The following is a 14,313-nucleotide window of genomic DNA, read 5'->3' as shown; positions in this document are numbered from 1 at the left end:
CAATCCAGCTTTTATGAGTGGACAAACTTCCCTCTACCTACTTTGCTTCATTCGCGACTCGAATATGGTGTCTTACTATCCGTTAATCGGGAATAAACAAAAAGAAAGAGCTTATTTTGAAAAATGATCAAAACACGCTCTTTTAAAGTGCCGATAAAATTATTTAGTTCTTGTTGAACTACGATGCAGATTAGTGGTACATACTTATTTTCGACTTAAACTATCTAGAAAAACTCGTGTTCATTTAAAAGCGGAATGCAAAACAATAATAATGATAATAGCAAAAAGTTTAATGATGTATTTTGTTGTGTATAAAACCTTTATTATTTGTTTTAGGTATACCATATCATTATAAAATTCATGTAACATTAAAGTAAGACTCATACTTTTCAAACAATACAACTCTTTTCAAAAATATTTAGATACTCTATCACCAACCTTAAGGAGAAATTTATAATGAGATTAGAGAGTGACAGAATTTATTTAAGACCTCTTTGTCAGCTAGATGCGCCTATTATATTAGAAAGTACAATGGATGATGAAATAAGATATATGACTGGAACCAAGTCTACTTTTTCATTGGAGCAAATTAAAACACATATAGATCACATAAATAATGATTCAAGTCGCTATGATTTCGCTATTTGTTTAAAAAGCACTGAGGAAATGATTGGAGAGTTGTCGATTTTAGATATCGATGAGGAGAACAAAAGAGCAGTATTCAGAATATCAATGCTTTCCATAGCATTAACAGGACAAGGATATGGAACTGAAGCTATTACAATTGTTTTAAAATTTGTTTTTGAACAACTATATTTAAATCGGTTACAGTTAGAAGTATTTAGCCATAATTTACGTGGAATTAGAGCTTATGAAAAGGTTGGGTTTGTAAAAGAAGGAACCTTACGTCAATCTTTATTTTATAACGATACATTCTCGGATGAAATTATTATGGCGATACTTAAAAGTGATTATAAAGATATGTCATTGTAAATAACTGTTCTTAAACTATTAACAACTTGAAAGAACCTTACCACAATAAAATGCAGTAAGGTTCTTTCATTTTCATATCAAATAACAACTCTTAACTCATGTATTATATCAATACCAAATAGTCTCAGCATAATTATATGCATCACTATTCGGAATAGCATGTTTCCCCTGCGCTTGCGCCTTTCTTGGATCTAAATCATATACCATTGGCGTATAGCATGATGTTTGCCCTTTATTTACAACACCATTTCCTCCAGCACTCCCGCAAGTATATGCTTTTCCATCTGTTTTTCTGACAATCCTTGCATCAGCTTCGTTATTATAAACTGCTGGACGAGTTACAGTAACTTTTGCCCACGCCGTCTTACACGTTGTACTAAACTTTAATTCTACATAAGAATTTGAATCAATCCACTTCTTTTCTTTCGTTACAGCGGATTGATCACAGCTATTATAGTATGGACTTTTTCCATCATATGAATGATCTTCTGCATATGCTTTATCATTACTAGTTGTACTAAACACACTTGTTAAAACAAACACAGATAGAAAAAGAAATGCTCCCACATTTTTAAAAAGTTTCATAGTATTCCACTCCTTTATTAATAACGTCCTGTTTTTCCGTAACCGTTATTAATCGTCACCGCTTCAGCATCAGCTGTATAACCAAAATCAGCAGTTAAATCAAATACCATTCCTGTATACGTGCTCGTTTGACCTGTTTTTATTGCTCCATTACCACTATTTGAGTCTACTGATTTTTGAAATACACCGTTTTTATATTTATTAATAACAGCGTAAGCATATATCCCTCCAGAAACGGAAGGTGCTGGTTGATCTAAAACAAGCTTAGACCATGCTGCGTGACATTTATTACTGTAACGTAAATACACTGTCCCTACTTTTTTACTACCTTCATAAACTGCTGTAGATTTTGCATTAAATCCATCTGCATCACACGTTGTACTTCCCCCATATACTTTCGTTGTAGCTGGATTTTTCCCGTCATAATAACTACTTAAATCAGTAGCTGCAAATGTACTTCCTTGAAAACTAAATAATACCCCTACACTCGCTGCACTTAACACACATACTTTCATTAACTTTTTAAACATTGTAAATCTCCTCCCTCAAAATAAGTACGTATCATAAAGACAAGCTATACCGCTATGTAAGCCCTCCTTTCATTCTTCCTAGAGGCATCTTACAGAAACGAATAAACGTTGTAAATTCCCTTATGGTTATTGGAATATACGAAGAAATTTACTTATCCTTGTAAGAAAAAAAGTTGAGAAATACACATTTTATAGCATTCTTTATTTAAAACATAAAAGAACCGATACTTGTTTCATTCAAGCATCGGTTCTTTATACAAAAGTGCCATTTTTTCTTTTATATAAAATAAATATTTCTCCACTTAATCTGTTGTAAAAGACTCCCTCGTTACCTCAATAAATTGCTGTAACGGCGATGTCATCCATTTATCTTTATGCCAAGCGATTTGCGTATAGATCGGAGTGATTGTATTCTTTAAAACTAACTCCTTTATCGTTCCCTCTCCTATATCTTTTTCTACTACTATTGCTGGCAAAACTGCTATACCTAAATCTGCAATGACACATTGTTTAATTGCCTCTACACTAACAAACTCGATTTTATTTGCCGGATATACATCTTCTGCGTGAAATAACTCTTCAAATAAAGTTCGATACGAGCAACCTAGTTCTGTTAGTAAAAGTGTTTCGCTTTCTAAATCTTTTGTAGAAACGGAAGGTTGTTCAAGTAAACGATGCGTAGGAGCAGCTACTACTTTTAATTCTTCTTTCATAAGTCGCTCCACATGTAAAACATCCTCTGTTTTACATTCGTCTAAAATAAATACAAGATCTACTTTCCCCTCCATCAATTGTTCCTTCGCATCTTTATTGGAATGTGCTGGTTTAAATATAAGTTTTATTTGCGGAAATTGCGCTTTAAATTTCTTTAATATAGATGGAAGCCTGTATGTACATTGACTTTCTTGTGCACCAATTATTAACGTACCCGCCATTTCCTCATCATCTTTCACAGCCATTTTCGCTTCGTTACTAAGCGCAATCATCTTATCGGCATATAGTTGAAACTTCTTTCCTGCCTCAGTTAAGAAAAGACGTTTTCCTAATCTCTCAAATAATGGTGTACCGAGCTCAGCCTCTAACGTTTTAATTTGCGCTGTCACGCTCGACTGAGCGAAGCTTAATTTCTTCGCAGTTTGTGTAAAATTCAAACTTTCTGCTGCTACTTTAAATGTAATTAATTGTTTTATCTCCATTTATCATCCCTCTTTTCAATCGGTATTTCCGATTGATTTTATCGAAATAACCCTCTTTGCCTATTGATATTTGTATTGTATGATAAAGAACATCGACAAACAATATAAATGGAGGTATTCCATATGAAAGCACTTTGTTTCGAAGCATTCGGAGACGCTAATGTACTACAATATAAAGAAATACCTGATCCAATCATAAATCCAAATGAAATTCTTGTTCGCATGCAAGCAATCGGTTTAAATTTCGCTGATATTTATAGACGCCGCGGTGATTATCATCTCGCTGGTAATCCGCCTTATATATTAGGTTATGAAGGCGCTGGTATTGTTGAAAAAGTAGGAGCTAACATTACTACTATCAATCCCGGAGACCGTATTGCATTTGCTGACGTTCCATTCTCAAATGCAGAATTAGTTGCCGTTCCATCTGAAAAAGCAATTACACTTTCAGACTCTATTTCTTTTGAAACAGCCGCTTCTGTCTTATTACAAGGATTAACAGCACATTATTTAACGAAAGATAGCTATCAAATAAAACAAGGCGATATAGCTTTAGTACACGCTGCAGCTGGTGGCGTTGGTCAACTTCTCGTTCAAATGATTAAACTACTGGGCGGAACAGTAATCGGTCTTACATCATCAAAAGAAAAAGCACAAGTAGCTACGTTAGCTGGTGCTAATCACGTATTTTTATATACTGAAGCATGGCATATGAAAATACTTGAATTAACTAATGGTGCCGGAGTAAATGTTGTGTATGAATCAGTAGGTTCTACTTTAGAAGAAAGTTTTAAAGCTACTAAAGTTGGTGGTACCGTTGTATTCTATGGAATGGCTGGCGGTAATCCCGCGCCTGTAGATCCACGTATGCTTATGGATACTTCAAAAACTTTAACTGGCGGAGACCTTTGGAACGTTCTTACTACGTATGAAGAACGTAAGCAACGCTCTACTCAATTATTTGATTGGATTACGACTGGAAAATTAAACATCGCGAATGCTACTACATTCTCTTTGCAAGATGGTGCTCTTGCACATGAATTATTAGAGAGCCGAAAAAGTACTGGGAAGATTTTATTAATCCCTTAATCGTTCCCATTTAAAAAGGAAGCTAGATTTTCTAGCCTCCTTTTCTTATTTCTATTTGAGATTTAATTATATTTCCACACTTTCTTTCCCTTTTGCAACATAGCTCATATCTCCAACCGACTCGACTGTGTATGTTCCATCTTGATATACAATCTTCGTCACACTAGCATTTTCCACTCCAAGTTTTGTTTTACTACTGTCTAACATTTCTATTAATGTAGTAATCAAAAGCCCATGAACGACAACTAAAACGTTACCGCCACCATTTGCAGCAGCTTCTTCACTAATCTTATCAATCTCTGCTTTTATACGAGTAGAAAATAATTCCCAATCTTCCGCCTGTTTCGTAGGGTCTGCTGCTCTAATAAGATTAATCACTTCTTGAATAGAAAACTTCATGAGTTCTTCTGGTGATGCAACGCCCGCAGCTTTTCCAACCACATCCCACATATTTTCAAGTTTTTCACCTTCAAAAATACCAAAATTTAATTCTCGTAAATTTTTCCTTTGCTCAAGTTTCAATTTTGATTGCTCACTATATTTTAATACTAAATTAGCAGTTTCAATCACTCGGCCGCTATCACTACTATACACATCCGTAAAATGAACATCTTTTAATCCTGTTCCTAAATTAGAGGCAACTTCCACGCCTTTTTCTACTAACGGCGAATCTGCCCAACCTTGCGCGCGATGATTCGTATTTAATATTGTTTTACCGTGTCTTGTAACATATAACGTAACTACATTCTCATTGCTATCTGTTTCTCGCTTCTTCATTCTATTCTCTCCCTTTACATTTCTATATCAATTTTACCACCTCAATTATTCATTGAGCAAAATATACGTAAGTGAATTTGCTTAATAAAAAAGCTATCTTTCTGTATATCCCTACAAAAAGATAGCATCTTTTATGATTACATTTCTTAATCGATACTCCTACTCAGCAAAAGCACTCGAATATTGTACAATTCCTTCTACACCTTGAAGAGCATTCTCTCTTAGCTCCATCACCATAAACACTTCATCTGGCACTTCAAATGGTGCTTTTATATTCCAATCACTTGCTTTTTTAAATCCGAATTTCGGATAGTACTCTGGATGCCCTAATACCACAACAGATTCATACCCTAGTTCTTTCGCTTTTTCTAAAGCAGCTACGATCAGTTTTCCGCCAATTCCTTTTTTCTGATGGCCCCTAGCAACTGATACTGGTGCAAGTGCTAATGATTCTACAGAAGTTCCATCCTGTTCTATTGTAATTTTTGATAACAAAATGTGCCCCACTATTCCCTCATCAACCGCAACTAATGATAATTCTGGAATAAATGCATCACATTTTCTAATACGTTTTACAAGTTCATGTTCTGTTTTATCACTAAATTCTTCATTTAAAAATGCTTGTTTTACAACTTCTTCTGTCTTACTATAATCATTTTTTTGTTCTTGTCTAATCGTTACCATTCTATATTATCCTCTATTCTTTCTTATTTCTTTTTCAATTTTACGAAGCGCTTTTTTCGACCCGCGCTCAATATCGTGTTGCATTTTTCTTTCTTTATAATCGACAAATAGTGTATTTAAATCGTATCCCTCTGGGTATAATTCTTTTGCTGCTACCTCTAAAGTAATACGTTTCACATTCACTTCAACGAATTCACCGTTATAATATACAACGACGTTATAGAAATTATCTTTTTCCTTATATACAATCCCGAAATCGTTATGATCTAACAAATTCACACGGTCGCCGATTTTATATTCATTTTCATGTTCTCTTTTTTCTTGCACCATTTTCGGTTTTCTTATTTTACTTTCATTCACTTTTTCTATAGCGTATTCTTTATTTCCCATATACTCTTTCGCTCTTTGCAGTACATGTTCTCTTACGTTCATTTTATTCGCAATCCAAAGTGCATTACTTTCACCTGATTTACCGATCACTAATTTATAAAGTGGTTCTAACGTTTCACTATTAAATTGCATTGCTGCATTCATAAAATCATCGTGCATTTCTGAGAAGCGTTTAATTTCACCGTAATGCGTACTCGCAACTGTAATACATCCCGCAAGATAAAACTCCTCTAAAATAGAAATTGCAAGTGCTGCCCCTTCATTCGGTTCAGTCCCGCTTCCTATTTCATCAAATAATAGCAACGTATTATTATTTGACATCCTCATAATCTCCGAAAGATTTTTCATATGAGATGAAAATGTACTTAGTGCATTTTCAATACTTTGATTATCACCAATATCTACAAATACGTTGTCGAAAATAGCAATTTCTGTTTCTTTATCACCAGCGATATGAAGGCCTGACATTGTCGCTAATGTTAGTAGTCCAATTGTTTTTAATACAATTGTTTTCCCGCCTGCATTCGGTCCTGTAATAATTAAACTACGGTAGTGTTGACCAATTTCAAAGTTTAATGGTACTACTTTTCCACTTAAAAGCGGATGCTTACAATTTACTAAATGAACGTAACCATGATCATTTAATTTCGGCTCTATTCCATCAATTGACTTACTAAACTTCGCTTTCGCAAATACCATATCATATTGACTAATCAATTCCATATTAATTTTTATATGATAAATGTTTTCTACTACCATTCCTGATAAAGTTGCTAAAATTTGATACTCTTCCATCGCTTCTTCTGCTTTCAAACTTGCGAGTTCCGCATTTAACTTTGTAACCGTATGCGGTTCTATAAATACAGTCGAACCTTTAGCGGAAGCTTCAATTATACTTCCCGCAACCTGATTTTTATAAGAGGATTTAATTGGAATCGTATACCTATCGTCCTTCTTACTAATAAAGAATTCCTGAATATATTTCTTATTTGCACTACTATTTAAAAACTTCGTTAAGCGCTCTTTTATTTTTCCGTCTACAGAATCAATGTTATTTCGAATTCGTTTTAACTCTTTACTCGCAGCTGCATCAATACTATTGCCTTTTATTGAAAAATTAATTTCCTCTTCAATACTTTTAAATTCAGTCATTGAATTTGCATAAGAAGCTAATACTGGCGCAAAAAATTCTTTATCTAACATAAACTTTTTAATCTTTCTACAGCCACGTAAAAAGTCTGAAACACTTACTAACTCTTCAGGATCTAAAATCATCCCTTTTTCTAATTTTTGAATTGTACTAGCAATATTTGAAATGCCGAAGAAAGGAACATGCCCTTCTGCATCTACTATAGCTCGTGCTTCTGTCGTTTCATTTAAACGACTTCTCACTACTTTTATATTCGTACTCGGCTCTAATTTATTTAATAATTCTTTTCCTAATCCACTTACACAATATGATTTCACTATTTCCTTTAATTCGTTATATTGTAACTTTTCAAAAGTTATCGTATTCATTTTGTTTCTCCTCACTATGATTGATTTTTATCATAAATGAAGATACCTACTCATTAGATTCCAATGAGTTCTACATTATTGAATTACCATTTTTATACATTAAAAATATATACAAAAAAGCTGCGGGGATACCGCAGCTTTTACATTTACAAGGCAAGTGTAATAACATATGGGGAAATACGCCATAAAAAACAGATGGCAATCCCCTTATTACACGCTTTATAAAGTATTGTAGGTATCTTCATAGGTTTCGAAATAAATCCATGACAAAATTAGGGGTATGATGTACATAAAAATCCCCTGGTCTTATCCGATTTATTTCATTAAATTTTTCCTATTTAGTACCTACCGCACTCACAAAAAGCACCTCTCATTAATTTATATTATAGTCATTGAAATCTAATTTACTGAAATCATCATACTATATGTTTTGCAAGAAGTAAAGGTGTCAGACTATTGCCTTTCACACCTGAGAATGGTCCCTTTTTTCACTTCGTAGACTGTAAAACTTTCATATAATCAGCCTTTTTCTCAAGGGTCTTTTTCGCGTCTTCAGCCGTTAATATATAATCTACTGCAATATTTTTTAATACATCCTTATTAACGTCTGGCAGCTGAATCGTTATATCTTCCACACTACTCTTACTATTTTCAATCATTTTATTAAATTCCTTAATACTTCTTGCAGCCTCCGCTAATGTTTCCATATGTACAGGATTGTTTACATCTAAAACAGTATTACTTCTAAAAACTGCCGTATAATACTGCTTCAAATTTTTCTTCGCTATTTCTTTCTCGGCATTCTTATCGAAAACAGTATCCCCCGCCTGTATTTGAGCGAAAATAAGGATAGTATTATTCTCTTTTTTTTCATAATATGTATTGAATCTTTCTTGTAAATCATTCGCTTCTTTTTTTATTTTATAGTTATCATTATTTACTTTTGGAGAGATTTGTCCCTCGAAAGAAAGTTGAAATTGCAAATACGGTTCATCGACTTGCTGTACAGAAACTATCCGCCACCTTGGACCAAGGAAATCCTTTCCGTTATCCAGTGTTTCAACTTGGTTTAGTTTAACAGAAATACCATACTCCGATTTTGTATAACTTTGTGCTGTTTGTTCAAGTTCTTCATCCGTTATATCACATGATGTTAATAGTAATAAACTAAATACTATGCTATATTTCATTTTTCTTTTTTTCATATTTCCTCTCCTTTCGCTACTACTGCCTATACAGAAATGTCCTTATAGATTTGAAATTACAATGTATATAAAAAACTTCTTCTAATAATTGCTACACCACTTTGCCTTCTCTGACATGAATAATAAAAATTCCTCATCTTGCTTTAGAAAGCTCTAATAACCACAAGTGTAAAAACACTCATTTATTTCCACTTTACACTTATAGTGTAATTTTACACTATAATCATTTTATCGTAAAGCAAATATAACATCTATTAAAATCACGTTAAAAGCATACTAATATTTAGTTCTATAGCAATCACAGTACGATTTTTATTATTACGAAAAACAATATATAAATCTTTTATATTTAACGTTCGGTAGTACATCATAATTTTTAAAGCCTTGCTATTTCAGGCGAGGCTTTTTAATTTCCATCAGGGATTTTTTGCAATTTGTTGTATTTCATAGCTATATAGGAATATAACTCATATTTAGAAAGGAAATGATTATGATTGAACTTAATGATCGACTACAAGTAGCTGATAAAGAGAAATAGAATTTAATGGATATTTACCATATAATTGAAGATCAAGAAAGCATTTTTCATAAAATTGAAGTATTAACGAAAGAATTACACGAGTTGGTGGTGATTATGGGGTAAGAGCTACATCCGCCAGAACTGACCTATTACCTTTAAGCTAAGGAGATGTTCTTCGAGTACGAATAAGAGAAGCGATGGGTGACATTATTTATTCCAACGCATCTCTTGTTGTTTCAAAAGTCGACTAGTTCATTTATTAAAATAAAGATTTAGGAATGATAACAATATAAAAAGAAGAGGAAGACTTATATTTCAGTCTACCTCTTCTTTTCTATCACCAATTCACTGCTGAACATATATGGAAACTGATCCTCCACTTACATAGAACTGCCCCCATCCGTCCTTATTAATTGTTACTGTATTTGTTTGATTACCCGTCATATCGTACCATACTTCCCCTGCGTTATTCTTTCCAACTTCCATCCACTTTGATCCTCCTGGTCCATCTGAGATTAATGTCGCTAGACCGGAATCCGTATGTACACCATCACCTTCTCTTGTCCATCCAATTACATCTGGATGGTCTAAATAATCACGCTGCGTACCATATGCAAAGTTTTTTCGTGCCGTCAAAATCGGATCAATTTTATCTTTTAACGCTGGAATTTCATAACTACTATTTCCGTTTGTCCCATAGTAATCACCATAGAAAACTGAAGGATAGCCCTCTGCACGAGTTAAAATAAATGCATATGCTAACGGTTTAAACCACGGACTTACTACAGATTCCAATGACTGCCCAGGCTGAGAATCATGATTCTCAACGAGAGTAACTGCGAGTGCAGGGTGATTTTGCATTACTGTTCCATTTAAAATATTTCTCATATCATAATTCCCATTTCCTTTTGAAGCGTAATGAAAATTGTAATGAAGCGGTGCATCAAATACAGATTGATTATAATTGACCTTCGCTAAATAATTATTTAAAGTCTGGATATCATTTTGCCAATATTCAGCTACTGTAAACATTTCTTTCCCCGTTTGCTGTCTGACATGATTTACCCAATCGCGTAAATATTCATGATCAATATGTTTAACAGCATCTAAACGAAAGCCATCTAAATTTAATTCATTCGCATACCACATCCCCCAATTTTTCATCTCATTCGCAACATCTGGATGATCAAAATCAAGATCTGCATACATCAAATAATCATAATTTCCATTCTCGCTAGACACTTCCGAGTCCCATGCTTTACCTATACCCCTAAATTTATAAATTCGATTTAATTTTCTTCCTTCATCCCAATCCGTTCCGTCAAAATGATACCATTTCCATTTGAAATTAGAATAAGTATCTCCGCGCCCTGGAAAGTTAAACCCCGTCCATGCATTAATTTCATAATCACCTGATACCTCAATATTTCGATTGTTACGGTCTACCTCAACAGCTGTTACAGTTTCAGTATAATCTGCTCCACCTTTATGATTCATAACTACATCACCGTATACATCGATGTTCTGCTTATGTAAAGCTTCAATTGCAGATTTCAATTGTGCTTTCGTCCCATATTTCGTTCGTACCGTTTCTTTTTGATTGAATTCCCCTAAGTCATATAAATCATATGCTCCATATCCTACGTCATTTTGCGTAGTTCCTTTATATGCAGGCGGTATCCAGACAGATGTAATTCCTTTCTGAGCTAAATTACCGGCATCTGAATGCAAGCGGTTCCAATGATTCCCATCATTCGGAGCATACCACTCAAAATACTGCATTAACGTTCCATTGTTAACCGTATCTGCATACGCTTTACTCCCCTCATATATACTAGGTAAAAACAAAACAACCGACAAGCCGACTACTGTTATTTTTTTCAACATATTTACACCATCTCCTTATAAGAAAACGTTTGCATAGTTTATCTGAATTATTATAATATTCGTTCTACGATTAGTAAAGTAGCAATCTCTCACTCTCTCATATTATTTTTTAGTCTAACTTCAAATATTCAACAAATACTTCAACGTAGTTTTCATTTCACATCTTATTCAAGATTGTTTACAATTTACCTATAAAAGCATAACGGAGGGATTTCTATGACCGACTTTCAAAAACAATTTTTCGCACGATTACATATAGAAGAAAAAGACACAGTTTCATTTGAAGATTTATCTGACATTATGTACGCAATGGCACAAACTGTCCCTTTTGAAAACTTAAATATTCTCAAAAACAACTTTACAGAAATATCAAAAGAAAATCTAAAAGAAAAAATTTTAGTAAACAACCGTGGCGGTCTTTGTTATGAACTCAATCCTACTATGTATTACTTCCTTAAAGACGCTGGATTTAATGTTCATCTCGTTTCAGGAACAGTGTACAATGTTGCAAATTCTATATGGGCTGTTGATTCTGGTCATATCGCAACTGTTTTAACACATCATAATGAACTTTATTTAATTGAAGTGGGATTCGGCTCATACTTACCTCTTGCACCTGTCCCTTTCTCAGGTGAAGTCATTCACTCCGTTACAGGAGATTATCATATTCGTAAAGAAATGACCGAAAAAGGAAACTACATTTTAGAGATGCGTAAAAATAATGAGTTTTTGGATCAATCTTCTGCGAATGATTGGACGTTAGGTTACGCATTTTATTTAGAAGAAGTGGCTGAAGAAAAAGCAAATGCAGCACAAAAAATTATCGTTGAACATGATGGCTCACCATTTAATAAAGTACCTCTTATTGTAAAACTAACTGAAGATGGGCATGCATCTTTAACAAAGGATAGTCTGACAATAGTGAAAAACGGTAAAAAAACGAAAGAAACCGTTACAGATGTGCAATATACAAATCTTTTACATTCAAAATTCGGAATTACATTATAATTTTTTAAGCCTTGCCATTTTAGCAAGGCTTTTTAATTTTCAGCAGGGATTTTTTGCAATTTGTTGTATTTCATAGTTATATAGGAATATAACTACATATTTAGAAAGGAAATGATTATGACAGAACTTAAAGATCGATTACAAGTAGCTGATAAGGAAAAATGGGATTTAACCGATATTTACCATACAATTGAAGATTGGGAAAGCGATTTTCATAAAATTGAAGTATTAACGAATGAGTTACACGAGTTTAATGGAAATATTCACGATGGCAATAGTTTATTAGCTTATTTAACAAAGAGTGAAGAAATTTCTAGCATAATATCTTTAATGTTCGCTTATGCACGATTACAATCTGATCTTGATACACGCGATACTGACGCCCAATCTCTTGTCGATAAAGTATCACAATTACACGTGAAAGTAAGTGCGGCTAAATCTTTCTTTTCCCCATTCTTACTTAGCGTAGATGAAAACACATTACATTCTTACATAGAAGAAGCAGAAGGTTTACAATATTATAAAGAAGACTTATTTGAATTATACCGTTATAAAAAACACGTATTGAATAAGGACCAAGAAGAGATTTTATCACAAATGGGCGAAGCACTCTCCTTCCCGCAGCATACATTTGGCATGTTAAATAATGCAGATATTCTATTTGGTGACGTGACTACTGATGATGGAAAAAAAGTAAATTTAACGCGCGGCATGTATGCAAAGTTAATAGAAGATGAGAATCGTGAGAAACGTAAAGAAGCCTATAAAGCTTATTACAAACCATACGTTCAGTTAAAAAACTCTATCGCTTCTACTTTATCTGCTGCTATTAAAAATAATGTTACTGTTTCAAAGCTAAGAAAATATCCATCAGCTTTAGAAAAATCATTATTTGGCGATATGGTTCCGAAAGAAGTATATGAAAATTTAATCGATACGACGAAAAAAAACATTCAATCATTACATACATATAATGAACTTAGAAAAGAAAAAATAAATGTAGATGAACTAAGACAATACGACTTGAGTGTTGATCTAGTAAAAGGTGTAAAACAAGACATTCCATACGACGAAGCGTTTGGCATAATGATCGCGTCACTCGCTCCTTTAGGTGAAGAATATATTGAAACATTAAAAAGCTTTAAAGATAAACGCTATATAGACGTGAGAGAAACACCTGGAAAACGTTCTGGCGCTTATAACTTTGGTGTATACGGTGTTCATCCTTTCATTCTTTTAAATCATCATGATGATTTAAATAGCCTTTTCACTCTTACTCATGAATGCGGTCACGGTATGCATACGCATTACTCACACGGATACCAACCAAGAATTTCTGCACACTATACTATCTTTGTTGCAGAAGTCGCTTCTACAGTAAATGAAGTGTTATTAATTCACTATTTATTAAAAGAAGCAAAAGAAACGAACGTGCGTAATCATTTAATTAACCACTTTATTGAGAGCTTTAAAGGTACTTTCTTTACACAAATCATGTTTGCTGAGTTTGAAAAAATCACACATGAAATGACCGAACAAGGTAAACCATTAAATGCCAAAGTCTTTAGTGAAGTTTACGAAAACTTATTTAGAGAATATAATGGCGACTCTCTCGTATTTGACGAAGAAGTAAAATACGGCTGGTCTAGAATTCCACACTTCTATCGTCCATTTTACGTGTACAAATACGCAACTGGATTTGCCTCTGCAATCCAAATCGCTGATAAATTATTAAGTGGTGACCCAAATGCTCAGAAAAATTATATCGAATTCCTTAAAGGTGGAAGCTCTGATTATCCATTAAACCTACTTAAAAAAGCTGGTGTGGATTTAACTACACCAGAACCGATTGAAAGTGCATTGAATCGATTTACCCAACTTGTTGAAGAGTTTTCAGCATTATAAAAAGCATGCAGAGTATATACTCTGCA

12 protein-coding genes and 1 pseudogene are annotated in these 14,313 nt (G+C 33.7%); 5 read left to right on the top strand and 8 right to left on the bottom strand.

The genetic code is table 11. The features are described 5' to 3' along the window. The first annotated feature begins 456 nt into the window (after nt 1-456). A complete protein-coding gene (locus SJY24_RS13215; RefSeq protein WP_377864930.1) occupies nt 457-993 on the top strand; it encodes a GNAT family N-acetyltransferase in 537 nt (178 codons plus the stop codon). Nucleotides 994-1,101: 108 nt separating this feature from the next. Here the strand turns inward: SJY24_RS13215 and SJY24_RS13210 are convergent, their stop codons facing one another. The 3 genes from SJY24_RS13210 to SJY24_RS13200 all read right to left on the bottom strand — a co-directional run bounded on the left by SJY24_RS13210 (nt 1,102) and on the right by SJY24_RS13200 (nt 3,304). Continuing rightward, complete coding sequence (locus SJY24_RS13210) at nt 1,102-1,578, bottom strand: DUF2690 domain-containing protein (RefSeq protein WP_000765247.1); 477 nt, start codon at nt 1,576-1,578, stop codon at nt 1,102-1,104. A gap of 17 nt (nt 1,579-1,595) precedes the next feature. After that, complete coding sequence (locus SJY24_RS13205; RefSeq protein ID WP_328023764.1) at nt 1,596-2,108, bottom strand: DUF2690 domain-containing protein; 513 nt, start codon at nt 2,106-2,108, stop codon at nt 1,596-1,598. A gap of 302 nt (nt 2,109-2,410) precedes the next feature. Further along, entirely contained in the window at nt 2,411-3,304 is an 894-nt protein-coding gene (locus tag SJY24_RS13200; protein ID WP_377864929.1) for a LysR family transcriptional regulator, read from the bottom strand. A gap of 123 nt (nt 3,305-3,427) precedes the next feature. Here SJY24_RS13200 and SJY24_RS13195 point away from each other — a divergent pair, with 123 nt between their 5' ends. Continuing rightward, nucleotides 3,428-4,393, top strand: a complete 966-nt coding sequence (locus tag SJY24_RS13195) for a quinone oxidoreductase family protein (RefSeq protein WP_377864928.1) — start codon at nt 3,428-3,430, stop codon at nt 4,391-4,393. Nucleotides 4,394-4,459: 66 nt separating this feature from the next. Here the strand turns inward: SJY24_RS13195 and SJY24_RS13190 are convergent, their stop codons facing one another. From SJY24_RS13190 to SJY24_RS13175, 4 genes are all read right to left on the bottom strand, one after another. Further along, nucleotides 4,460-5,170, bottom strand: coding sequence for a histidine phosphatase family protein (locus SJY24_RS13190; RefSeq protein ID WP_377864927.1), 711 nt, complete (start codon nt 5,168-5,170; stop codon nt 4,460-4,462). Between the two features lie 159 nt (nt 5,171-5,329). Next, nucleotides 5,330-5,854 (bottom strand): GNAT family N-acetyltransferase, encoded by a 525-nt coding sequence (locus tag SJY24_RS13185; RefSeq protein ID WP_377864926.1) that lies wholly within the window; start codon nt 5,852-5,854, stop codon nt 5,330-5,332. A 6-nt stretch (nt 5,855-5,860) separates the two neighbouring features. Then, nucleotides 5,861-7,762, bottom strand: a complete 1,902-nt coding sequence (locus SJY24_RS13180) for an endonuclease MutS2 (RefSeq protein ID WP_377864925.1) — start codon at nt 7,760-7,762, stop codon at nt 5,861-5,863. 488 nt (nt 7,763-8,250) lie between these two features. After that, the gene (locus tag SJY24_RS13175) at nt 8,251-8,967 is read right to left on the bottom strand and encodes a hypothetical protein (RefSeq protein WP_377864924.1); all 717 of its coding nucleotides are present in this window, start codon (nt 8,965-8,967) and stop codon (nt 8,251-8,253) included. Nucleotides 8,968-9,582: 615 nt separating this feature from the next. On the opposite strand from SJY24_RS13175, the pseudogene SJY24_RS13170 reads away from it, so the two are divergent. Beyond that, a pseudogene (locus SJY24_RS13170) lies at nt 9,583-9,738 on the top strand (exosporium leader peptide); the annotation flags it as partial. A gap of 94 nt (nt 9,739-9,832) precedes the next feature. Here the strand turns inward: SJY24_RS13170 and amyS are convergent. Further along, nucleotides 9,833-11,374, bottom strand: a complete 1,542-nt coding sequence (gene amyS / locus SJY24_RS13165) for an alpha-amylase (protein WP_377864923.1) — start codon at nt 11,372-11,374, stop codon at nt 9,833-9,835. Between the two features lie 216 nt (nt 11,375-11,590). Between amyS and SJY24_RS13160 the strand changes: the two genes are divergently transcribed. Next, nucleotides 11,591-12,382, top strand: coding sequence for an arylamine N-acetyltransferase family protein (locus tag SJY24_RS13160; protein WP_377864922.1), 792 nt, complete (start codon nt 11,591-11,593; stop codon nt 12,380-12,382). Between the two features lie 117 nt (nt 12,383-12,499). Then, entirely contained in the window at nt 12,500-14,287 is a 1,788-nt protein-coding gene (gene pepF / locus SJY24_RS13155; protein WP_377864921.1) for an oligoendopeptidase F, read from the top strand. Nucleotides 14,288-14,313: the final 26 nt, after the last annotated feature.

Source organism: Bacillus sp. R86525, from assembly GCF_042466195.1.
Classification (GTDB): Bacteria; Bacillota; Bacilli; order Bacillales; family Bacillaceae_G; genus Bacillus_A; species Bacillus_A nitratireducens.
Note: the sequence above shows the minus strand (reverse complement) of the source record. Positions and strands in the feature narration are given on the sequence as shown.